We start from the raw sequence: 23798 nt of genomic DNA, 5'->3' as shown, positions 1-23798 counted from the left end.
ATTATGGGTACAGGCGGTATAGCATCCGCGGGAAGGCAATTGTCTCACGCACATGCTCCAGACCGCAGATCCAAGCTACTGTCCGTTCCAGACCCAAGCCGAAGCCCGAATGCGGCACCGTACCATAAGTACGCAGATCCATATACCATTGGTAAGCTTCGCGTGCAAGATTATGCTCTGCAAAACGCTCATCCATCAGCTTCGGATCATCTATACGCTGGGAACCACCAATAATCTCACCATAGCCCTCTGGAGCGATCATATCGGCACACAGCACGACTTCTGGACGATTCGGATCAGGCTTCATGTAGAAGGCCTTGATCGCAGCCGGATAATGGGTAATGAATACCGGCTTATCGTATTTCTCGGCAATCGCTGTCTCATGCGGAGCACCGAAATCTTCACCCCAAGGAATATCAAAGCCTTGTCCTTGCAGGAATTCAATAGCCTCATCATAAGTAATGCGCGGGAATTCACCTTGGATATTCTCCAACTTGGAGATATCACGTCCCAGAGTCTCAAGCTCAGGACGACAATTCTTGAGCACCGACTGAACGACATGACTTACGAATTGCTCCTGGATTTCCAGGCTTTCTTCAAGCCCAACGAAGGCCATCTCTGGCTCAATCATCCAGAATTCAATCAGGTGGCGACGTGTCTTGGATTTCTCAGCACGGAAGGTCGGACCGAAGGAGTAGACCTTACCCAGTGCCATGGCTGCAGCCTCCATGTACAGCTGGCCACTTTGTGTCAGGAATGCATCTTCATCAAAGTATTTAATATGGAACAGCTCTGTCGTTCCCTCTGCAGAAGAAGGAGTAAGAATTGGTGGGTCCACCTTCGTGAATCCATTTCCGTCAAAGAACTGCTGCACAGCCCGGATAATCTCTGCACGGATGATCATGATCGCGCGCTGCTTCGGCGCACGCAGCCACAGATGTCTGTGATCCATGAGGAAGTCTACCCCGTGCTCCTTCGGTGTAATCGGATAATCCTCTGTAATATGAATGATCTCCACGCCTGTAACCGTCATCTCGTAGCCGGATTTGCTACGCGGCTCTTCGCGAATAATACCTGTCACATACAAGGAGCTCTCCTGGGTCAAGCGTTTGGCATCATCCCATACCTGCTCAGGTACTTCGCTCTTCACAACTACACCTTGAATGTAGCCGCTTCCGTCACGAAGCTGCAAAAATTGAATCTTGCCGCTGGAGCGCTTGTTATGTACCCATGCACCAACGCGTACCGTCTCGCCTACATGACGGCCCACTTCCGAAATTGTACTCTTCAACGTCATTGTCTATCTCTCCTCATAACCGAAAATAAGAAAACCTCTCTCGCAGCCTTTCCAAGGAAGACAGACTGCGTGAAAGAGGTAGGTTTTCTTGAGAAGCAGCCCTGCCCGTTGACAAGGACAGGAGCCACTTGATCTTCATGCTTCGTATACCGTATATTTCCTATACCAGACGGAATGTATCACGTGCGATAACCAGCTCTTCATTCGTAGGCACAACCAGCACCTCGACCTTGGAGTTCGCTGTGGTAATACGGCGTGGCTCGCCGGAGCGAATGTTGTTCAGGGATTCATCGAGCTCAATACCCAGGAAGGTAAGCTCCTCCAGCACTCTCTTACGAAGTATAGCAGAGTTCTCTCCGACACCCGCTGTGAACACGATGACATCAACGCCGTTCATAGCTGCTGCATAGGAACCGATGTATTTGCGTACGCGGTACGTATACATGTCAAATGCCAGAATGGAGTTCGCGTCGCCCTTCTCTACACCATCCGTGATCTCACGCATGTCACTGCTGATTCCGGAGATGGCAAGCAATCCGCTATGTTTGTTCAGCATGGAGTTCACTTCATTGACTGTCAACTCTTCTTTATTCATGACATAAGGAACGATCGCAGGGTCCAGGTCACCACTACGTGTACCCATCATCAGACCTTCAAGCGGAGTCATGCCCATAGAGGTATCGACGGAATCCCCGCCTTTAACTGCTGTAATACTTGCTCCATTACCGATGTGGCAAGTGATGATCTTCAGATCCTCAAGCGGACGACCGATGAACTTAGCCGCTTCCTTGCTCACGTAGTCATGGGATGTTCCGTGTGCTCCATAACGGCGCACCTTGTATTTATTGTACAACACTCTTGGGATCGCGTACATATAGGCTTTTTCAGGCATCGTCTGATGGAAGGCTGTATCAAATACAACCACCTGTGGAATACCTGGCATATTCGACTCTGCAGCGTTGATTCCCAGCATGGATGGCGGATTGTGCAGTGGAGCCAAGTCGAACAGACGACGGATCTCCTTCTTCGCCTCATCTGTCACGAGAGCAGATTCCTTGAACGCCTCTCCACCGTGCACCACACGATGTCCAACAGCATCAATCTCATTGATGTTCGCGATCACACCATGCTCTTCACTAGTGAGTGCGTGCAGTACCTTACGGATTGCAGTCGTGTGCTCCAGAATCTCACTGACCTCGGTCAGTTCATTTTTGCCAGTCGGCTTGTGAGTCAGAATGGAAGAGTCCATACCGATCCGCTCAACCAGACCTTTAGCCAATACAGATTCATCTGTCATGTCGTACAATTGATATTTAAGCGAGGAGCTACCTGCATTGATTACTAGAATTTTCATACCCGGTCACCGTCCTTGTCATACTTGAAGAAGCCTTCTCCTGTCTTAACGCCCAGATTTCCAGCTCTCACCATCTTCTTGAGTACGACGGAAGGTCTGTACTTCAGCTCGCCGAATTCACGGAACATACGCTCCAGTGCAGCAAGTACGGAATCAAGACCGAAGCGGTCTGCCATCTCCAGTGGACCGTGTTGGAAGCTGTAACCGATACGCATCGCGTCATCGATATCCTGAGCAGAGGCAACACCCTCCTGCAGGACGTGAGTAGCCTCGTTAATAAGCAAACAAATAATCCGGCTGGTCACAAACCCCGGAGATTCATATACCATGACGCCTTTTTTCTCAAGCAACGTCTCAACGAAATATTTCGTATGTTCAAAGATCCCGTCCGAAGTCTTCAGACCACGGATAATCTCAACCAGATCAATGCGGGATACCGGATATATAAAGTGCATACCAATAACGCGTTCTGGATATTCAGTCACGCTTGCAAGCTCAGTCAAGCTCAGCGTGGAGGTGTTACTTGCCAGGATAATATGGCTAGGACATACATGATCCAGCTCCTTGAAGACTGCCTTCTTGGCTTCCAGATCCTCTGTGATGGTCTCAATAACCATATCACAGCTGCTCAGCTCAGCCAGATGTGTAATCTTCTGAATGCGGGACAGAATCAGCTTCTTCTCCGCCTGGGTGATTGCCCACTTCTCCAGCTGCTTGTCGAGACTTGTCTCAATCATGCTGTAGGCATGTTCCAGTCTATCTGTAGTTTTCTCGAGCAGCAATACATCAATACCTTTGGCTGCAAGCATTTCAGAAATGCCTTGACCCATAGTACCGCCACCAATGACGCCGATTTTTTTAAATTGCATGGTCTTCTGCTCCATCCTTTCAAGGCCTATATCGTATATTGTATCCTTCCTTGTCGAAAAATACATTTGTAAGACCCAATAGATAATAATATCTTAGCACGGAACAAAAGTAAAAAAAAATAACCAGCATAAAAAAATTATGCTGGTAGAAGGGCATTTTCACGAAATTGACATCTGAATTGCTCTCCATTGAGAACTTCTTCACGCATTAGAATGTCGAGAGAATTGTCGAATATTGGCCGATGCTGCTCCAGTAGCTCCAGTGTTCTTGTATGAAGAGCGTTCAGAATTTCACTATTCTCACGCATGAGCTCCTGCTTGGTCATCATTTCCATATTAATAATGCCTAACGAAGTCAGTCCTGAGGTCATCATCGTCTGAACGATCTGGATCGCTTGCTCAAAGTCATTGCTGGAGCCTGTGCTACGACCACCATAGTACATCTCCTCCGCCGCTGCTCCAGCCAGCGAGATCATAATCTGCTCCTCCAGAAATGCCTTTGTGTACAGGTAATGCTCCTGCTGCGGATTATGACGGACATATCCCAAAGCTTTACCACGTGGACTCAGCGCCACCTGCTTCACGCTGCCGGGACGTACGATCTCGGCCATAATTGCGTGGCCCAGCTCATGGATAGCAACCCGCTTCTTCTCCTCTGCGGTCGATTCACGGTCTGTTTTCTCACCCATCATAACCTTGTCAATCGCCATGGACAAATGCTGCTGGTCAATGACCGCCTCATTTTGCCGCATCGCATAGATCGCCGCCTCGTTCATCACGCTTTCCAACTGCGCACCGGAGAAGCCGTAGGCCTCCTCTGCAATTCTGCTGAGATCCACGTTCTCCTTGATTGGCTTGTTCTTCGCGTGCAGCTCCAGAATATGCTGTCTGCCCTTCTTGTCAGGTAGATCCACCTGAATATGACGGTCAAAACGACCAGGTCTCAGCAGAGCGCTGTCCAGCATTTCCTTACGGTTCGTTGCAGCTATAAGCAAGATCCGCGGCGTCTCGGAGGAATAAATCCCATCCATTTCCGTCAGGAGCTGGTTCAGCGTCTGATCGTACTCCCTTTGCTGACCACCCTCACGCTTGCCTCCAATAACATCAATCTCGTCGATAAAGATAATGGCACTATCCTTCTTGTCTTTGGCGGCACGGTTGCGCGCTTCGCGGAATAGATCCCGAATCCGGCCAGCACCGACACCGACATACATCTCAACAAATTCACTACCAGAAGCCGCCACAAACACAGAGTTCGTATACTGTGCTGCAGCCTTGGCCATCAGCGTCTTCCCGGTTCCCGGAGGCCCCGTCAGCAATATTCCTTTAAGCGGACGAATGCCGAAGCGGGATATCTCCTCATGACGCACCAGAAAATCCAGTGCCTCGCGAAGCTCCTGCTTGGCGCTCTCCTGGCCGCCAATCTCCTCGAAGGTCAGCTTCGCAAGACCAGCTTGCTTGCGCTTCTTGTCCTGTGCAGCTCCTACAGCAATCCCTCCACGCATGTGAAGCATCAATAGCAATCCTCCAACGAGCGCTCCTGCCAGGAGTAGAGGAAATATATTAATCCCGATGAAAATCAGAAATATAAGCACTACGGGAACGGTACCAATCAACGTCTCCTTTACCCATCTAGGCATTCGGCCACACCCCTATCTTCTGCGATTCACGAGGTAAAATGATATATTTGCTGGCTTCACCATTTTGAAGACGAATGTAGACGTTCGCATCATCCATATTGGTATCAGCCTTGATCTCTCCCTGCTGCAATCCGTTAATGGTTGCAGGAATGTCTGTATATCTCTTGCTATCCATAGCTTCTGCAATAGGGAACATCGCTTGAGACCACAGCTTGTCCAGCTCCTGGTCCGAATGATCCTTAATGTCCAGCCTCAGTCGCTTGCTCCCGAGCACAGAGCTGCCGTCCTCCTTCACAGCCTGAACGAGTCCACGTACATCTGTGTCGGGTTCAAGATCAAGTTTCAAGGTGACCTCGGATTGGTTAATATCTACTTGAGCACTTGTTACACCAGGATATTGGGTAACAATCTTCTGCAGTGGTTGGTGCACAGCTACTTGGCGATACAGGAACCAGCCACCGAATAATACGGAAGCGGATAGAACTGCTGCCAGCGCTATAGGTACAATGCGCAGTTTCAAATTAACGTCCTCCTCTCAGGTAATACAAGATTCATTTCTACTAAGTATACAGTATGGCTGGACGACTCTGCATCTCTACACACAGACTGCACATAACAGTAGACTATGCCAGTGATAAGACCACTCCTCTTCCATCAGCATCTTCCAAGTATCCTATAGACTCTTCTATTTACAGATCTCCGACTGTGATTTTAAGTTCTGATAACAACGCATAACAACAAGCAACAAAGCAATCATAACTCCTTGCCTCTCAAACAAGTGCAGCATCAGTATATACTAGAGTATATCACATGATATATCAAGTAGCTAAAAGCAAAGTATGTCTATTTTTCAAAATTTAAATATGAATCTCTTAAAATGGAGCTAACAAAAAAGAGTTGTCCCAGAAAACCCTAAGATTTTCCAAAACAACTCTTGATTTTGACTAAAGTTAGCTTATTTATCCAGCTAACGCATTCGCCAAATACAAGTAATACTATTTCCATATGCTTGAGAACGTCTATTCACTCAGCTATTTTCCTGGAAGCGTATACCCTTGGCTCACTTCAGTTCCATCCTGAAAACGATAAAAACGATAGCGATAACGGTCGTTCTCCTGATACATGAGTTGCCATACATACTGATTGTCGTACACGCCAGGCCGGAGGCTAATGATATCCACATTCGGCAGATCACTCTCGATCCGCGCCCGCATTTGATCCTCATTTATACCCTCATTCAATAGCTCGGTATGGACGGAAGCATCCTGTTTTACCGTATCAGGTGCGTTCTCCACCAGCTCGAATGGAACCCATACCATCACCTGCTGACTGTCGGCATTCGTGCCCTCAACGGTCCAATACACCGAATCCCAAATGGATTTCCATGAAGCATTTACTGACACGATCTTCGCATCCTGCCGTGCCTTCTCCACTGCTGCATTGCGCTCGACACGCTGGTCCTGTGTAACATAGGAGTAATAAGCATAGATGCCTGCGAACAGCCACAGCAGGACCAGAATGATGCCTGTGAGCCATTTCCTCTTGTTCTTCAACCCGAACTTCCTTTCCGGATAAAAAATAGATTAGCGCGCCAGCAGCCCCTCGAACGCTGCCTGGGCTTCATAGCGAATTCGCTCCTCATCCAGTGTGAGGCAGCTTCCATCCTTAAGCACTTGCTTGCCATCTACCCACACATGCACAACGTCCTTGGCACTTGCCGAATAGACAGCATGCGAGATGAGATCCGTACGAGGCAGGAAATGTGGCTGATCCATATCCAGCGCAATAAAGTCTGCCTTGTTCCCCGCTGCCAAGACTCCTACTTCCTTCAGCCCAATCGAAATAGCACCGTATTCTGTCGTCATCCGCAATGCCTCAGCTGCCGGTACGGCTGTAGGATCACCAGACACACCTTTATGAATAAGCGCAGCCAGACGCATTTCCTCGAACATATCCAGATTGTTATTGCTGGCTGGTCCGTCCGTGCCCAAGGACACCTTGACGCCTGCACGAAGTAGAGCTGGCACTCTAGCTACACCGCTTGCCAGCTTCAGATTGCTGCCTGGATTGTGAGACACACCCACGTCATACTGTGCAAGCACCTGAATCTCCTCGTCGTTCAAATGAACAGCATGGGCGACCAGGGATGGTCTGGAGAAGAAACCAAGCTTCTGAAGATGCTCTACTGGACGCGCACCATACTCTCTTACATTCTGCTCTACCTCTGCGAGTGTCTCTGACATGTGTGTATGGAGCGGAAGGTTCAGATCATGAGCAGCCTGAACGAACTGCTCGATGAAGGCTGGTGGGCATGTATAAGGAGAGTGCGGAGACATCATCGTTGTAATGCGTCCGTCCGCCTTGCCATGCCAATTTTTCGCGAACGCGACAGCTTCATTCAGCTTCATCCGTTGCTCTTCCTCTGAGCACAGACCGATGGCTCCACGCATCAGACAGGCACGAATACCGGACTGCTCAGCTACTTTGGCGACCTCATCCATGTGATCATACATGTCCAGGAATGTCGTCGTACCTCCCTTAAGCATCTCAAGCACGGACAGGGAAGTGCCCCAATATACATCCGTAGAGGTGAATCTCCCCTCCATGGGCCACATTTTCTCCTGCAGCCATTGTTGTAGCACCATATCATCTCCATAGCCACGCAGCAACGACATAGCCGCATGACCATGTGTATTCACAAGTCCAGGAAGGAACAGCAGGCCTTTGCCATCGACAACAGGAGTATTCTCTTCTCCATCGGGGATGGTCGGTCCAATATATGTAATTCGGCTATCCTCTATAATCATGCAGCCTTCAATAACACCAGCATCTTGCCCGTTCACTGCAAAATGTCCGTTTTTGATCATCCATTTATTGCTTGTCATGTTCCTTCTCTTCCTTTCCATCCTCCAAATAATAAGCCAGGCTCAGCAAATCTGTCGTAAAATCTGTCGCGTGAATACGAATGTGCCGTGGAGCCTTGAGGATCGTAGGCGCAAAGTTCAGGATAGCTTCGATGCCGCTGTCAATCATCAGATCAGCGACACGTTGTGCTTCAAAATCCGGCACAGTAATAATCCCGATTCGAATATTTAGCCGCTCAACCGTCTCCTTCAGCTCTTCCATGGGCTGCACCTGCAGCGTGTTAATCTTCGATCCGACCTTGGTAGGCAGCGCATCGAATACAGCTACGATCTTCATATTGTCCTTCAGGTACGCATTATAGTTGGACAACGCTTGCCCCAGATTACCTGCCCCAACAAGAGCCACGTTAATCTGCTGATCAATTTTGAGTATATGACGAATAATCTCAATCAGATAGGTAACATCATAGCCAATGCCCTTTCGTCCAAAGTCACCAAAATATGCAAGATCCTTGCGGATCTGGGCCGGATTCAGATCCAGCTTCTGGCCCAGTTCCTGCGAGGACACCGTAGAGATTTCACGCTTTTGCAGTTCATTCAAATATCTGAGGTAAACAGGGAGCCTACGAACGACGGCTTCCGAGATTTTATCCGATTTCATACTTGCTCCTCCTAGTCACAACGGTCTGTATAACTTTACATTCTAATTTGAACAAAATTCATCCTTGTACCGGCTCATGAAGCCAATCCGCGATTCGCGGAACCATCTGCGTAGTTGGCATATGCTCCATCTTGGGTCCTGGAAGTGAATACAGGAAATGCTTCCCGTAATATGACTCCAACACTCGCGTATCATAGAGAATAACCACGCCTCGATCCTGTCCCGTCCTGACCAGACGACCAAAACCCTGCTTGAACCGTATGACAGCCTGCGGCACGGATAGCTGCATGAAGGGATTCTTGTTCTGCTGACGCAGCAACTCACTCTTGGCCTCCAATAACGGCTGATTGGGCGGCTGGAATGGCAGACGAACGATAGCAAGGCAGGTCAGTGCATCCCCAGGAATATCGACCCCTTCCCAGAAGCTGCTTGTACCTAGCAATACGGCCGACTTGGCTTCCTGAAATCTGCGAGTCAGCCTCGAACGACTTCCACTGTCCACACCCTGACCGAGCACCGTAATGTCACTGGCTGCCAGCGATTCTTTGAGCGGCTCATGCACCTGCCGAAGCATTCGATAGGAAGTGAACAGCACAAGCATTCTTCCTTTGGTCGCCTGAGCTGCCTTACTCAGGGACTGCACCAGCGTATTTACGAACAACTCATCACCAATGCTACCCTTGACACTTGGGAAATCCCGTGGGATGACGAGAAGTGCCTGCTCTCTGTAATTGAAAGGAGATGGCAGCATCGACGTAAGAAGCCTGCCGGTGTCAGCCGCTTCCTGCAGCCCTAATTGGTCTATCATGTACTGAAAGGATTTATCGACGGAGAGTGTTGCCGAAGTTAGCACCACACTACTCTTTTTGTCAAAAAACATTTCCTTCAGCTGACGACTGACATCCACCGGAACTGCATAAAATTGCAGGGATTTACTGCGGAACTGACCGCTTGCCTCCAGCCAGTATACCGTGGTCTCATCCTCCATTTTCATGAAGAAGCGTAGATTCTCACGGAAGCCGGCCAGATCCTTGAACAGTCCCTTCAGATCAATCATGAGGCTCTCCGTACCGAAGTCCTCCAGCTCATCCTCCACTTCCTGTAGCAGCTTGTCGCCTTGACGAATCAGCTCGCCCAGAATCAAATAGATCTGCTGCTCCAGCGCCCCAGCATCTGACCAGCCCTTGGGCTTGTCAGACGGCTTCAGGCGTGCAGAGAATTGCCCGCTCTCTCCAGGCGAGGCATCCGAGCGCTCAGGCAGCATCGCGAATAGCATCTCGCTCAGCTTATCCCATGCTTCCTTCGCCTCCACAGCCTCACTATACATGCTGTCAATCGTGGAAGACCAGACAGCGGACTGTTCCAGACCGGATTGATTCAGCATTTGCCGTAGCGCTGGCAATTGACCTGTCTTACTATCCTTGAATAGTCGGGTCAACGGATGAATAAATGTGAAATATTTCATATGAAGTCCCAGGTGCTTGCCTGCTACCTCTTCCAAATGATGCGCTTCATCAATGATCAAATGCTCATAGCTGGGCAACAACTGATGACTGGCCTTCACATCCGTGAAGAGCTTGGAGTGGTTCGTTACGATGACATCGGCTATACCTGCTTCGTGGCGAGCACGATGGTAGAAGCATTTACGGAACCAAGGACAGGATCGGCCGAGACAGGAATCTGAATCACTAGCTACCGTCTCCCAGAAGTCTCCACCTCGACTGCTGAGATTCAGCTCTTCATCGTCGCCAGTCTCCGTCATCGTTAGCCAGACAATCATCTGTGCAGCTGTGATCAGGTCCTCCTTGGGTGTCGCGAACTCTCTCTTATTTATTTTATGTTCAAACTTCCGCAGACACAAATAATGCCCACGTCCTTTGAATATCGCAGCCCGGAACGGAAAGTCCATAACCTGTGTCAGCAACGGAATATCACGCTCACGCAGCTGCTCCTGCAGGTTGATCGTATGCGTGCTGACCGTCACCTTCTGGCCTGTCTTCACACTCTGATATAAGGCTGGCAGAAGATAACCGAGAGATTTCCCCGTACCTGTACCTGCCTCAATCAACAAATGCTTATCCTTCTGAAGAGCCTCCATCACAGTAGCGAACATCTGGTTCTGCGCTTCTCTCTCCTCATATTGCTTCAAGGTAGACCGCATACGCTCCTGCACGCCTTCCAGAAATTCCTCAAAAGTCACACCGCTGAGCGGACTAGCTTCCTCAGGGTCTCTAGGTGTCGTTATGTCTGTCCAGTCCTCAACCTTGAGTGCGAGCTGACGATAGAAGCTATAACCGTTCAGATCCTGATCTGTCTCGCGTTCACGCTGTTCACGTACGCCTTCAAAAAACCAGCTAAGATCACTGTCCTCATTTTGGAACAGCTCACACAGTCGCTGAATCGTAATGAGCGGCAGCGCCTGCAGATCCTCTAGACACTTGATAAATACCTCGGCGGTTGCCTGCGCATCACTGTCAGCCTGATGTGGCCTGTCATGCACAAGACCGAATTCCGAGGATACATAGCCCAACTGATACGAGCCCAATGACGGAAAGAATATCTTCAGGAAATCCATTGTATCCAGAATACGTCCTTGATAAGGCAAATAACCACAGCGATCAAGAGCACTTTGTAAAAAATTGAAGTCAAAGGCCACATTGTGCCCGACCAGCACAGTATCATTTAATAGTGGAACCAGCTCAACCATCATATCCTCAAGCTGCGGGGCATCGGCTACATCTTCATCTGTGATGCCAGTTAAACCCGTAATGAATGGTGGAATCGGCTTTCCCGGATTTACATAAGAACCGTATATTTGGGAGATGCTTAAATCATGATCTATAATAGCAAGCCCGACTTGAATGATATCATCCGTGGACTGGGTTCCTGTCGTCTCAAAATCCAATACTGCAAATTTCATTTCAACCTTAATCCCTTCCATCAAATGAATTTTCTTTCCACCCATAATTAGTATACATCGGAATGGACTATGGTTCGATAAGCATACCAAAAGTTTGAGCTATTGAACAGGCAACAACAAAATAGAGCGATGCAAGGCATCGCCCTTAATGGTTCAAAATCATGAAAATCAGGCATGGAAAGGTTCGCCAAAGCGTAAATGATCGGAGTTGGTTCGGCATGCTTCCATATTCTGAAGCGCCTCTTGCAGAGAAGGATCATAATTTAAGGCCAGTTTGAAGTATTGCAAAGCTGCCTCGACATTAGAGCTTTTGGTCTCTGCACAGCCGAGTGCGTTATAAAGGACAGCCTTTGTCTTTGCATCGCTGGTAAGCTCCAACGCCTGACGAAGTCCACTAGCAGCCTCCTGGAAATAGTCATTATACAAATTAGATATAGCTCTGTACATATGTGCCATCAGACTTTGTGGGTATACAGCAAGCACCTGTCCAAATTGCTCCGCTGCCTCCCTGTACATCGTCAGACGGAAATATCCGATGCCACGGGTACATGCATCAAGCGTTAGCTCCGGGTAGTTATCCTCATCCGAATGTACAGGATCAGCGTTGTGCTGCTGCTGTACTGCACGCATATCACTCATCTTCTCTTCAAATGCTAGCCATTGATCAATCATGGAGTCGCTCATTCGACGCAGCAGCCCCCATTTATACATCAATTCTTCCTTTCGAGGGCCTTGGGCAGAAGGGTAATTTTTCACAATTTCATCTAACATGTCGTTCATCTCTGCGAATACATGCTTGAACATACCTATGCACGCCACCCTTCACAAGATGATGGAATTCACGCCGTAAGGTGACCCGATGCAGATCGGCGACGTGTACTCACATTTTTCGCCCAAAGCCCCCGTTTCATCCGCCCCTCTGCTGTTACATGATGGTAGCGTGCACTTCCTCATGTATGGTCTGTACAGCACGGTTCTTATCATCGACGAATACTACCGTTGGCTGGTATGATTTGGCTTCTTCATTGCTCATACTGGCATAAGATATAATAATGACATTATCTCCAGGCTGAACCAATCGGGCTGCTGCACCATTCAGGCAGATGACGCCGCTGTCCTTGGGACCACGAATGACGTAAGTCTCCAATCTGGCACCGTTATTGTTGTTCACAATCTGGACCTTCTCGTTCTCCAGCAGATCAGCCTGCTCCATCAGCGTCTCATCTATGGTTATGCTGCCAACATAATTCAGATTGGCTTCCGTGACCGTTGCCCGATGAATCTTGGACTTCATCATCGTTCTATACATGGGACAGAACCTCCGCTTTTTGTAATCTCATATTGTCAATCAGCCGAGTACGGCCAAAATGAACGGCGAGCGCCATAATAACTTCTTCCTCAATTTGTTCCAATCGCTGCGTTAGATCCAGTGGTTGAAGAGACGGGAAAGTCAAAATTTCAACATAATCAATCCGCGCTAATGGTGATTGGTTAATCGTCTGACGCAGTATTGCATCAAGCTCCCCGACTGTCGAAGCTTCCTGCTCTGTTACAGCCGCTTGGGCGGTGCGAAGCGCCTTGGATAGCGCAAGCGCCTGAGAACGTTCCTCCGGGCTCAGATAGACGTTTCTGGAGCTTAACGCCAGTCCATCTCCCTCTCTGACAATAGGACACGGCACAATAGTTACGTTCATGTTGAGATCCATTACCATTTGCTGGAGCACGGCCACCTGCTGCGCATCCTTCATACCAAAGAAGGCTTTGTCAGGCTGTACCATATTGAATAGCTTGGCAACAACCGTGGTCACGCCGTCAAAATGACCTGGTCTGGACGCCCCGCAGAGGCGGTCTGTCAGGTCGCTCACCCGAATTTTCGTCCGAGTAGGCTGAGGATACATTGTATCTACAGTCGGCATAAACAGAATATCTACGCCTTCACGCTCTGCGAGAGCTGCGTCGCGTTGCTCATCCCGCGGATAGCTGTCAAAGTCTTCATTAGGCCCGAACTGAATGGGATTCACAAATATGCTGATCACCACAATATCCGACTGCTCTTTGGCAGCTCTCATCAGGCTCGCATGCCCCTCATGCAGGTAGCCCATCGTAGGGACGAAACCTACGCTGCGCTCTTGCACTGCTGCTCCGTTAGGACGGCGAAGCTCACTTAGCAGACGGCGTAATTCCTGAACATCCTTTACAATTCTCATTTGCTGGTCACCTTCTCTGGAGTCTTCTCGCTCGCAACTTTACCGTAGAGTGCTTGAATTACGCTGTCATCAGCCGTAAATACATGCTCCTTGGCTGGAAAGCTCCGATTTTTGACTTCATTTACATATTGCCCAATACTTTGCTTGATCTGCTCGCCAATGTCGCCGTAGGTCTTCACGAAACGCTTAGGCATATAATCGGACGTATATTTGAGGACATCGTGGTACACAAGCACCTGCCCGTCACAGTCTCGGCCTGCACCGATTCCAATGGTCGGAATTTTCAACTCTGATGTAATGGCAGCCGCTACTTCTTCGGTTACGAGTTCCAGTACAATACCGAAGGCACCAGCCTCTTCCAGAGCCTTGGCATCTCGCATCAGACGCTCAGCATCCGCAGCATCCTTGCCTTGAATACGATAGCCGCCAATCTGATTCACGGACTGTGGTGTCAGACCGATATGCCCAAGCACAGGAACTCCTGCCTGGACCGTAGCACGAACCGTGTCCGCAATCTCCGCGCCGCCTTCCAGCTTGACCGCATGGGCATGTCCTTCCTGCATCAGTCTGCGGACCCCCTGCAGCGCTTCTGTTATGCCGCTGTGATAGGTCATAAAGGGCATATCCGCGACAATAAATGTATGTTCAGCTCCACGTGCCACAGCGCGCGTATGGTAGACCATATCGTCGAGTGTCACCGGAATGGTGGAATCGTAGCCCAGCACGACATTCCCTAATGAGTCACCTACGAGAATGATATCGACGGCGGCCTCTTCCGCAAGCCTCGCGGAAGGATAATCATAGGCTGTAATCATGCTCAGCGGAATTCCATCCTGCTTCATTTTTTTCATCTTCACAATGTTCAGTGGTTGTGCTGCCATTGTTTTGTTGCTCCCTTCAGTTCTTTTTTGGGCAAAGCAAAAAAACCTTTCAACACGTAATGAAAACGCGTCACAAAGGTCCGAACAGCCAAAAAAGAGTCACTCGCGATCGTCCCTTCTGTCTCGGTCCTGTTCGGCTCAGAGCAGAATCCAACGCGGGCCAGCAAATGAAGTATGTTGGTCAGCTTTGTATGGATGGGCAATGCCCCGGAGTGCAGTTCGGCTAAATCCGATACCGCCTCCGTTACATTATAACAAAGCATGTAGCATAAATCCATCCTGGAAGTAAGTTACATTTTGTATAAAGTTACGCTTGATTCGCTAAGGCTTGAGCTCTATTTCTCCCGAAAATACAGGCACCACTTGACCATCATCCAGACGCAATAGCAAGGCACCACTCGTATCCAAACCCGTAGCTGTGCCTTCAACAGTCTCTCCTCGGATGACAGAACGAATTCTACGCCCTAGCGATACCGAGAGCGCCTCCCAAAGGGCTGCAATTGGTGTGAATCCCTGCTCTGCATACAGATCATACAAGCTCTCTAGCTCAGACAAGATCGCCGCGATCAGCTCCGTGCGATTGATGACCTTACCTGATTCCAGTCGTAGCGAGGTTGCTACGCCCTTTAGCTCTTCTGGGTAATCCTCTGCCTCCAGGTTGACATCAATTCCAATCCCTGCAATGCAATACCTTAGTCGTTGGTCCTCAACAGCGGACTCCAGCAGAATACCACATAGCTTACGACCATTCACAAGCAGATCATTCGGCCATTTGATCTCAGCCTGCACACCTGTACATTGCCGAATGGCCCGACATACAGCCACACCCGTCACCAGCGTAAGCTGTGAAGTATACTGAAGAGGCTGTTGAGGTCGGAGAACTATGCTCATCCAGATGCCTTTTCCCGGTGGCGAGAACCATTTCCGACCGAATCGCCCGCGACCTCCAGTCTGCTCCTCTGCAAGCACAGTCAATCCCTCAGCCATCCCAGACTCCGCGAGCTCCATGGCCACCTGCTGCGTCGAGGCTGTACTCATCAGCACACGTAGCTCTTGCCCGAATCGCCGAGTGTCGATGGCTGTAGCCAGCTCTCCCTGCTGCAGCCACTCGGGACGGCGCGACAGGCGATAGCCAAGACGAGGGGATGCAGCAATTTCATACCCCAGCTTGCGGAGCTTGTTTACATGCTTCCAGACCGCCGTACGACTAATGTCCAGCTGGCGACTGATATCCTCTCCGGAAATATCATTGCCTTCTGAGTCCAGCAACAGGCGTAGCAACTGCTCATGCTTGTTCATCGTTCATCACCCGCTTCGCTTCTTCAATTAGAGCCTCACGCTCATTTCCTACTTCCCCACAGGCTACCTTATACAATAAACGAGCCATGAGCTGTCCCAGCCAAGGTCCTCCGCGACGCTCCAATATAGCCGCCAATTCCCCGCCTGTAATCTCCAAATCCTTCAGTTGAAGCACCGGAGCTGAGCTTAGCCATTCCTGCCCACGTGCAGTGATTAGCTCCATATGACTTCGGGCCTCCAAAGAAAGCTCACGATACTCAGTCGGCATCACCCGTTGCACCTCCAGCCAATCCTCTGCTGCTACAGGTCCATATTTTAGAATCAAGCTGATCCACAGCCGATGCAGCCCGACTGCTGGTGTCGCTTGCTCCATGATTTCATTCATTATTCCGCGCTGCAGCGAGGCCTCCATGCGTAGCAGAGCGATTGCACGCTCTCGCACTTCATTCGAGCAGGTCCACCCTCGGAGCACTGGGTCTAGCTCTTCTGCCGATACACGCGTAGACAATGCCAGCATGCCCCAGCGCAGAGGAGGTGTCAGCTCATCCAGACGTGTCAGCAGAGCTGGATCGACCTGCTCCCATGGTGTAGGGACCTTCGTGTAGCTGAGCAGGCCAGAACGTCGCAGCAACTCAAGTCCTCTTAGAGGGTCTGGGCCTTCCAGTAGCTTCTCGATCTCGGTGCGCACACGCTCCATTGCAATATGCTGCAGAAGTTCTCTTTTGTGAAGCAAGGCCTTCCACGTGTTATAAGCAATACTGAAGCCAAAGTTCGCCGCAAATCGCACACAACGAAGCATGCGCAGAGCATCCTCCTCGAATCGCTGCTCAGCCTCGCCTACACAGCGAACAAGCTCCAGGCGAATATCCTCTTCACCTGCAAAGGGATCGACTCTTGTGCCATCAGGCCGCATTGCAATAGCATTCATCGTAAAATCCCGTCTTCTTAAGTCCTCGGTGATCTCCTTGACAAAGGCTACGTCCGCAGGTCTGCGGTGATCCTTGTAGTCGGATTCCGTTCTGAATGTTGTGACTTCATAAGGGTTGCCTTCAAGCATGACTGTAACCGTCCCATGCTGTATCCCCGTAGGAATGGCATCTGGAAAAAGATTCAGTACCTGCTCAGGCTCCGCCGCCGTCGTTATGTCCATATCATGCACGGGGCGCTTTAGCAGTTCATCGCGTACACAGCCACCTACAAAATAGGTCTCATAGCCTGCTGCTATCAGCTTATTCAATACATTTAATCCATTGCTGACCATATCAGGGTCAGCGTAACGCCAACCATACATAGCGTTCCCACCTTTACTGCTGTAATCCGCAAGCGTTACTACCGATATTAGGAGCCTGCCCCATCAAGCCTGAGCTTTCAGCTATGGCAGATGTGGCACATGGCTGGTCGGGTTACTTTTTCAGCCATTTATCGGCTTCAAAGCAGACGTCTCAAGTCCCAGTACCCTGTAGTAAATATCTTCATACTGCTGAGTGATTAATGTATCGCAAAATACGGTCCGTGCGCGTTCAAGGCAGGCTTCTCTGAAGTTTGCCGCGAGCTGTTCATCCGTCAGTAACTGAATGGCATAGTCCGCCATGCGCTCTGTATCGCCAATTCCAGCTAGGAATCCAGTCTCTCCATGAACGATCAGCTCAGGAATTCCACCAGCCGTTGATCCTACTGTCGGTACGCCGCAGGCCATGGCCTCCAGACCAACCAATCCGAAGCTCTCCTTCTCCGAAGGAAGCAGGAGCACATCTGCCATTGAGATGACTTGCGCAATTTCGTCCTGTTTGCCAACAAAGAACACCTCATCCTGCAGTCCGAGCTCTTCAATCTTGCAACGAATTTTCGGCAGATCAGGGCCTTCACCTACCAGCAGCAGTTTGGATTTCACTTTTTGCTGTACTCGGTAGAAGATATCCAGCACATCGCTGACACGCTTAACCGGTCGGAAGTTCGAGATATGCATCAGAATCTTCTCATCTGGCCGGGCAAAATCCCTCCGCAGGGAAGCGGCATCTCTCGGGAAATACACCCGCTTGTCTACAAAATTGTAGGTCAGATCAATCTGACGCTCGATATCCAGCACATCAATCGTCTCTGTAATCAGATCCTGCGATACAGCCGTAACCGCATCGCTCTGGTTAATAGCCAGCCTGATGAGATCCTTAAGCGATTCATCCTGAGCCAGCACCGTAATATCCGTACCATGAAGGGTTGTTACTACTTTTAATTGATCTCCGACCATCTGCTTCGCAAGGAAGGCACATACCGCGTGTGGTACCGCATAATGGACATGCAGAACATCCAGATTCTTCATTTGCGCGACCTGTGCCATCTTGGTAGCGAGCGACAGATCATATGGAGGGTATCGAAACACGTAATAATCGTTGACTTCAACTTCGTGATAAAAGATATTCCGATGGAAATGTCCACCTAACCTAAACGGAATCCCATTCGCGATAAAATGAACCTCGTGACCACGCTCGGCCAAGAGCTTACCTAGTTCTGTAGCAACTACGCCTGATCCCCCCAAGGAAGGATAACAGGTGATACCAATTTTTAATTTGCGATCCATGTTCCAAAGTCACCTCTTTTTCCTACACTTGAATTAACTTCTATATGTACCATCCTTGTACGAAACAAAGACGGGTCTATTCCCGAAAAAAATCCCGCTGTAACGTTCAAAAGCGCTACCCGCGGGAATGAAAATGTTCAACTACAATCGGTGTTTTGCAGGCAAATCCTTCCGCCAGCTGAATCAGCGAGCGCTGCCCGAGTAAGGAATCTCTGGCACGCACGCGCTGTAGATACCCCTGGTTCAGAGGTGTTGCGACTACATCATCGCCTTCAGCAGGTGCATCGAATTGGGAGCGATAGCACATCAGGCTCTGCTCCTTGAGCTCATAATGCTCGCTTACGTCTACGATGACATCGGCCTGTCCAAGATCATTGATAAAGTAATAGTACAGCTGTTGTACATGTACTGCTGGTAGCTCTGACATATACCGACGCAGCTTCGCGTTGAAGACAGCCTCTTCCACCAGCTTACTGCACATTACATGATCCGGATGCCTGTCCTCCCAGTATGGTGCAAACACGATGGATGGAGCATGACGGCGAATCTCTGCTGTTACAGCAGCAATATGCTCTGGTGTTATGTACAGTCCCCGATCTGGCAGTCCCAGATTGCTTCTTGTCGTCAGTCCCAATATCCGCCCGGCCTCGTCGGCTTCCTTCTGCCGAAGTTCTACAGTCCCGTTAGAGGACATCTCGGCACGAGTGAGATCACAGATTCCTACCCGCATTCCTGCCGACACATGCTTCGCAATTGTACCTGCCATTCCAATCTCGGCGTCATCCGCATGAGCACCGAATATCAAGATGTCCAGACTCATGCGTTCCCAGCCTCATCTACACCAGGCTTGTATTTATGAACCAGATTGCGCCAAGCGAAGTCTCCCCGATCTACAGCCTTTACGAGAATTTCAGCAGTCGCAATATTGGTCGCCAGCGGAATCCCCTGTACGTCACACAAACGCAGCAAGGCCGTGATGTCAGGCTCGTGCGGCTGGGCCATAAGTGGATCACGCAGGAAAATGATCAGATCCATTTCATTTTGTGCGACAAGAGCACCAATCTGCTGATCTCCGCCTAGTGGACCGCTCATGAAGCGGTGGATCTTCAACGAGGTCACATCCATGATACGTTGTCCGGTTGTACCCGTAGAGTACAGCTCATAATCCTTAAAGACATGCTCGTAGGCTGTCACAAAATTAACCATTTCGTCTTTTTTTCTGTCGTGAGCGATAAATGCAATTTTCAGCATAGATGTGTACCCTCTCTCATCCAGTTAGATACTAATCAATAAAATGCTCGAATCCATACACCATTCCAGTGCGCTCCATTACCTTTTGAATACCAATCTTAACCCCTGGCATGTATCCAGCACGTTCGTAAGAGTCATGACGAATTTTGAGCGATTGCCCATAGTCACCGAACACAACCTCCTGCTGAGCGAATACACCCGGTAATCGAACACTATGAATACGGAAGCCCTGATAGTAGCCTCCGCGCGAGCCTTCAATTGTCTCTTCCTCATGCGGATTGCCTTGACGGAGCTCCTGACGCTGCTCGGCAATCATCTCCGCTGTCTTCACAGCAGTTCCGGAAGGAGCATCAAGCTTGTGATCCCCGTGATACTCAATAATCTCAAGATGCGGGAAATATTTAGCCGCTTGGGCAGCGAATCGCATCATTAGAATAACGCCAATGGAGAAATTGGGTGCAATCAGCCCACCGATCCCATGCAGCTTGCATTGCTTGTCCAATTCTTCAATCTGCTCAGGCGTGAAGCCCGTCGTCCCCATGACAGGGCGCACACCATGCTGGATGGCAAGCAGTGTATGCTTGTATGCGAATTGTGGGGTTGTGAAATCCACCATGACCTCCGCACCACTGCTTGCCAGTGCCGACTCCAGATCTTCCGTTACGAGCACTCCGGCTGGTTCTAATCCAACCATCGCTCCTGCATCCATCCCAACCTCGGAACGACTCACTGCAGCAACCAACTCAAGCTCTTGATCCTGCAAAGCCAGCTTAACTACTTCTCTTCCCATACGTCCGCCGGCTCCTACAACTGCTACTCTAATTTTATCTGCCATATCTGCATCTCCTTTTGCTGCTGTCTGGAAGTCGTTAGTTTCATCTTCATCAGGCCCGAGTCAATGGGGCTCATGTCCGGTATCCGCCTCTAATTTGCGACGGTGCATATCTACTAACAGACGATTCAACTTCTCCTCATGAGGAAGAAGGGCTTGCGCCTCCTGAATCGCACGAATAGCGTCATCGTATCGGGATAGCTCTCCATAGGCTAATGCCGTCAGTACAAGCGCATCCCCGCTTAAAGGGTCTAGTCTTACTGCCTCCGTCAGGAGGGATAAGGCCAAATGCGTAATCGCCTGATCATGGCGCTGGTCTCCTTCTAGGAGCCTGCGGGCCTCTGCTGTATATTGCCTAGCTTCCAGGGCGTGCAAATGAAGCACATATTCCTCTTGCCCGGGCGCCAGCTGTATAGCTCTTTTTGCGAATTGTACAGCCTGATCCAGGTGATTGCTACGGGCATGAGTGACGGAGCATCGGTAGTGATGGCTGGCAACATGGGGCTCCTGGGCAATAGCCTGTTCAAAATAACGGATTGCCGCTTCAAAATCGCTGTTCAATATGCATTGGTATGCCTTCTGAATGCAATCATCCGCCTTCATGCTGCCGCACCTCCGTAATCCGGTTTAGTACAGCATATGTAAGGATAGCCTAATCGGTGTCCTTTTTGGTCCAGCGATTTGCGTCGCGTGTGTTGAATTTGTGCATCACTTTATCGTGGGCCTGTGTTAGGTCAATGCCAAGGGAATTGGCAAAGCAAATGGTGATAAACAAGATATCCCCAAGCTCCAGTTCAATGGAGTTATCTGCTTCGTCTGCCTTCTTCGGCTTCTCACCAAAAGAATGATTCACCTCGCGTGCGAGTTCTCCCACTTCCTCCGACATGCGTGCCAGCATAGATAAAGGACTGAAATATCCTTCTTTGAACTGCGAAATATACTGATCAACTTCACGCTGCATGTCTGCAAGTGTTTTGTCCATGAATCCAATCTCCTTTTACAACTCACTATAGAACGAACAGTCGCGCCAAAGCTCCAAATTCCAATAAGAGCTGCTTGAGCTGGTCGTTACGATGGTTTATCCATATGTTATCGTAAAGAAGATTTGAAAACAAATATTTTTTATCTTCCATGAACAAGGTATACTATGTAAGGTTGCCCGGAAAAATATTCTAAAGGCAACGCCAAATTATTAACAGTGAGGGATAATATGAAGACGCTGAAGTCTCTGGAGCCTTTTAAAACCATACTACCAATCGTGCTAGGTGCTGCTGTATTTGCTTTTGGAATCCTGTATTTCATCATTCCTAACAAACTGATGGAAGGCGGAGTAACAGGCATAACGCTTTTGCTGAACTATGCCTTTTCCATCTCGCCATCCCTGTCCACCCTTCTTCTTAATATACCTCTCTACTTGATCGGGTGGAAGGTTCTCGGCGGAAGACAGATGATCTACACCGGGATCGGCATCGGAGCGCTAACCTTCTTCCTGTGGCTATTCGAAAGAATGATCAAGGCTGGCTGGATCGAGCCTTTTGCAACCGAGCATGATATTTTACTAGCTGCATTATATGCAGGTGTAACGCTGGGGGCCGGGTTAGGCATCGTATTCCGCTTCGGCGGCACTACTGGCGGCTCTGATATTATAGCCAGAATATTGAATCGTCGGTATGGCTGGAGCATGGGACAAATTATGCTTGGCATTGATGTCATTATCATCGGGACCTCATTACTCTATATTCCCAAGGAGAAGATCTTGTACACACTGGTTGCCGTCTTCATCGCTTCCAAGGTCATTGATTTTATTCAGGAAGGGGCCTATTCGGGCAAAGCCTTCATGATTATCAGCGACCATGCAAATGAGATTGCCTCTATCATTACCAAGGACATGGAGCGAGGGGTAACGATCATTCCAGCGATTGGCGCCTATTCACAGCAGGCCAAGTACGTCGCTTACTGCGTTGTCTCCAGACAGGAAATTCGTCGCTTACAGCAAATCGTGAAATCTGTCGATCCGCGAGCATTCATGATTATTAGTGAAGTTCAGGATGTCCATGGTGAAGGCTTTAGAGAAGAGTAATGAAAAAAATTGCCCCAAGGCTATAAGACCTTATTGTCTCATCGCCATTGGGGCAATTGCTGGTAGAACAACCTATTAGCTCCTGAAGCGTGGCTTCCAGGGGCTTTCTCCATTATACTTGCGATAAGCTGCGTAGCTTAGTGCGCAGGATAGCAGGATGGATATGACCAGCATGGCATTTCGACTGTCAGCCATCGGGACAAAGCTGGCGAATGCAGATGCGTCCTTTTCTCTACCGAATAACACGTTTAACGTCTCACTTCCGCTGCCCATGGCAGACTGAAGTGCAGTAATATCTAATGGCTGCCGATCCGCAACTCCCCGCATATACGACATCCAGGAGTCCATTCGAACCACCGCAGCAGACGACCCGCTCACAATGACGGCTGTACGAATGGTGGCATAATGCTCCTCCATTGATTGAAGCTCTGTTGATACCCCGCTTTTGCTGCCTTTGGAGAATTGAGTCTGCATGGCGTTCAGATCTTCCTTTAATATCTTGAAATACTGCTGCCAAAGTGGATTTTTCGGATGAACAAGCGTGTCCGTAGCCAATCTCAAGCTGGCGGCCACGCGAACGGTCTCCTCCTGGGAAGCCTGTACAGACCGTAAAGACTGCTCCAGATCAAGAATGCTACCTGACAGGGCGTGCACCCCTTCCATCGTAAGCTGTTGCTGAACATCTCCGCTGGCAAAGAGGCTGCGAATACGTTCAAGCTCCTGCTGCACCGCGCTAATATCACCATCAGATGCATATCTATAGAGCAGCTCTGCCCGCTGATTCAATTCTCTAATCGTAGCTTCTTTCGCACCTGCGATCTGAACGCCAGCGTCCGCTATACCTTCAGGAAGCAAAAGAATGCTAGCAAGAAGTATGCTGACAGCAACAGCACATAACTGTTTGAATCGGTTCATCGGACACCCCCTTATCCTTAGCTTATGGACAAGAGGAAGCGACTAGAACTTCCCGTGAAGGGAGACCATCAGAATATGCCCCAGTGCACAGGCGAGTGTGTGATCACCTTTTTCCAAAATGTAATGTAGTCTGTTGAGCTGTGCTTGAAGTGT

The 23798-nt window shown here is 49.5% G+C and carries 24 protein-coding genes; 1 reads left to right on the top strand and 23 read right to left on the bottom strand.

Features of this window, described 5'->3' with window-relative positions:
- Window position 1: 1 nt before the first annotated feature.
- The 22 genes from asnS to K331_RS0102880 all read right to left on the bottom strand — a co-directional run bounded on the left by asnS (window position 2) and on the right by K331_RS0102880 (window position 21632).
- Window positions 2-1297 (bottom strand): asparagine--tRNA ligase, encoded by a 1296-nt coding sequence (asnS, locus tag K331_RS0102985; RefSeq protein WP_018886196.1) that lies wholly within the window; start codon window positions 1295-1297, stop codon window positions 2-4.
- Between the two features lie 160 nt (window positions 1298-1457).
- Window positions 1458-2651 carry an acetate/propionate family kinase gene (locus K331_RS0102980; protein WP_028589120.1) on the bottom strand — a complete coding sequence of 398 codons (1194 nt, stop codon included), beginning with the start codon at window positions 2649-2651 and terminating at the stop codon, window positions 1458-1460.
- Window positions 2648-3520 carry a 3-hydroxyacyl-CoA dehydrogenase family protein gene (locus tag K331_RS0102975; protein WP_028589119.1) on the bottom strand — a complete coding sequence of 291 codons (873 nt, stop codon included), beginning with the start codon at window positions 3518-3520 and terminating at the stop codon, window positions 2648-2650. Before K331_RS0102975 ends, K331_RS0102980 begins: the two co-directional genes overlap by 4 nt.
- Before the next feature lie 137 nt (window positions 3521-3657).
- Entirely contained in the window at window positions 3658-5160 is a 1503-nt protein-coding gene (locus tag K331_RS0102970; protein WP_028589118.1) for an AAA family ATPase, read from the bottom strand.
- Complete coding sequence (locus K331_RS0102965) at window positions 5153-5680, bottom strand: hypothetical protein (RefSeq protein WP_028589117.1); 528 nt, start codon at window positions 5678-5680, stop codon at window positions 5153-5155. The genes K331_RS0102970 and K331_RS0102965 overlap by 8 nt, the downstream gene beginning before the upstream one ends.
- Window positions 5681-6191: 511 nt before the next feature.
- Entirely contained in the window at window positions 6192-6713 is a 522-nt protein-coding gene (locus tag K331_RS0102960) for a cell wall elongation regulator TseB-like domain-containing protein (protein ID WP_028589116.1), read from the bottom strand.
- A gap of 30 nt (window positions 6714-6743) precedes the next feature.
- Entirely contained in the window at window positions 6744-8045 is a 1302-nt protein-coding gene (locus K331_RS0102955; protein ID WP_028589115.1) for an amidohydrolase, read from the bottom strand.
- Window positions 8032-8685: a redox-sensing transcriptional repressor Rex gene (locus tag K331_RS0102950; RefSeq protein ID WP_028589114.1), complete on the bottom strand. Its 654-nt coding sequence runs from the start codon at window positions 8683-8685 to the stop codon at window positions 8032-8034. Before K331_RS0102950 ends, K331_RS0102955 begins: the two co-directional genes overlap by 14 nt.
- Before the next feature lie 58 nt (window positions 8686-8743).
- A complete protein-coding gene (dinG, locus tag K331_RS0102945) occupies window positions 8744-11605 on the bottom strand; it encodes an ATP-dependent DNA helicase DinG (protein ID WP_028589113.1) in 2862 nt (953 codons plus the stop codon).
- Window positions 11606-11773: 168 nt separating this feature from the next.
- On the bottom strand, window positions 11774-12409 hold the full coding sequence (locus tag K331_RS0102940) for a hypothetical protein (protein ID WP_028589112.1): 636 nt from the start codon (window positions 12407-12409) through the stop codon (window positions 11774-11776).
- A gap of 121 nt (window positions 12410-12530) precedes the next feature.
- Entirely contained in the window at window positions 12531-12914 is a 384-nt protein-coding gene (gene panD, locus K331_RS0102935) for an aspartate 1-decarboxylase (RefSeq protein WP_028589111.1), read from the bottom strand.
- A complete protein-coding gene (gene panC, locus K331_RS0102930) occupies window positions 12907-13812 on the bottom strand; it encodes a pantoate--beta-alanine ligase (protein WP_028589110.1) in 906 nt (301 codons plus the stop codon). The genes panD and panC overlap by 8 nt, the downstream gene beginning before the upstream one ends.
- Complete coding sequence (panB, locus tag K331_RS0102925) at window positions 13809-14693, bottom strand: 3-methyl-2-oxobutanoate hydroxymethyltransferase (RefSeq protein WP_028589109.1); 885 nt, start codon at window positions 14691-14693, stop codon at window positions 13809-13811. The genes panC and panB overlap by 4 nt, the downstream gene beginning before the upstream one ends.
- Window positions 14675-14956, bottom strand: coding sequence for a hypothetical protein (locus K331_RS0102920; protein WP_028589108.1), 282 nt, complete (start codon window positions 14954-14956; stop codon window positions 14675-14677). The genes panB and K331_RS0102920 overlap by 19 nt, the downstream gene beginning before the upstream one ends.
- A gap of 58 nt (window positions 14957-15014) precedes the next feature.
- On the bottom strand, window positions 15015-15992 hold the full coding sequence (locus tag K331_RS0102915; RefSeq protein ID WP_028589107.1) for a biotin--[acetyl-CoA-carboxylase] ligase: 978 nt from the start codon (window positions 15990-15992) through the stop codon (window positions 15015-15017).
- A complete protein-coding gene (locus tag K331_RS0102910) occupies window positions 15979-17283 on the bottom strand; it encodes a CCA tRNA nucleotidyltransferase (protein WP_028589106.1) in 1305 nt (434 codons plus the stop codon). The genes K331_RS0102915 and K331_RS0102910 overlap by 14 nt, the downstream gene beginning before the upstream one ends.
- Window positions 17284-17403: 120 nt before the next feature.
- A complete protein-coding gene (bshA, locus tag K331_RS0102905; protein WP_028589105.1) occupies window positions 17404-18567 on the bottom strand; it encodes an N-acetyl-alpha-D-glucosaminyl L-malate synthase BshA in 1164 nt (387 codons plus the stop codon).
- A 115-nt stretch (window positions 18568-18682) separates the two neighbouring features.
- The gene (bshB1, locus tag K331_RS0102900) at window positions 18683-19387 is read right to left on the bottom strand and encodes a bacillithiol biosynthesis deacetylase BshB1 (protein ID WP_028589104.1); all 705 of its coding nucleotides are present in this window, start codon (window positions 19385-19387) and stop codon (window positions 18683-18685) included.
- Window positions 19384-19818 carry a methylglyoxal synthase gene (gene mgsA / locus K331_RS0102895; RefSeq protein WP_028589103.1) on the bottom strand — a complete coding sequence of 145 codons (435 nt, stop codon included), beginning with the start codon at window positions 19816-19818 and terminating at the stop codon, window positions 19384-19386. Before mgsA ends, bshB1 begins: the two co-directional genes overlap by 4 nt.
- Window positions 19819-19849: 31 nt before the next feature.
- Window positions 19850-20653 (bottom strand): 4-hydroxy-tetrahydrodipicolinate reductase, encoded by an 804-nt coding sequence (gene dapB / locus K331_RS0102890; protein ID WP_028589102.1) that lies wholly within the window; start codon window positions 20651-20653, stop codon window positions 19850-19852.
- A gap of 60 nt (window positions 20654-20713) precedes the next feature.
- Entirely contained in the window at window positions 20714-21253 is a 540-nt protein-coding gene (locus K331_RS0102885; protein ID WP_028589101.1) for a tetratricopeptide repeat protein, read from the bottom strand.
- Between the two features lie 49 nt (window positions 21254-21302).
- Entirely contained in the window at window positions 21303-21632 is a 330-nt protein-coding gene (locus tag K331_RS0102880; protein WP_025677795.1) for a nucleotide pyrophosphohydrolase, read from the bottom strand.
- A gap of 228 nt (window positions 21633-21860) precedes the next feature.
- Here K331_RS0102880 and K331_RS0102875 point away from each other — a divergent pair, with 228 nt between their 5' ends.
- Window positions 21861-22730 carry a YitT family protein gene (locus K331_RS0102875; RefSeq protein ID WP_028589100.1) on the top strand — a complete coding sequence of 290 codons (870 nt, stop codon included), beginning with the start codon at window positions 21861-21863 and terminating at the stop codon, window positions 22728-22730.
- Window positions 22731-22805: 75 nt separating this feature from the next.
- On the opposite strand, the gene K331_RS28770 is transcribed toward K331_RS0102875, so the two are convergent.
- A complete protein-coding gene (locus tag K331_RS28770) occupies window positions 22806-23645 on the bottom strand; it encodes a sporulation protein YpjB (RefSeq protein ID WP_036633922.1) in 840 nt (279 codons plus the stop codon).
- Window positions 23646-23798: the final 153 nt, after the last annotated feature.

It is taken from the genome of Paenibacillus massiliensis subsp. panacisoli DSM 21345 (assembly GCF_000426545.1).
In the GTDB taxonomy this organism is placed as follows: Bacteria; Bacillota; Bacilli; order Paenibacillales; family Paenibacillaceae; genus Paenibacillus; species Paenibacillus panacisoli.
This window is presented reverse-complemented; position numbering and strand designations above follow the sequence as displayed.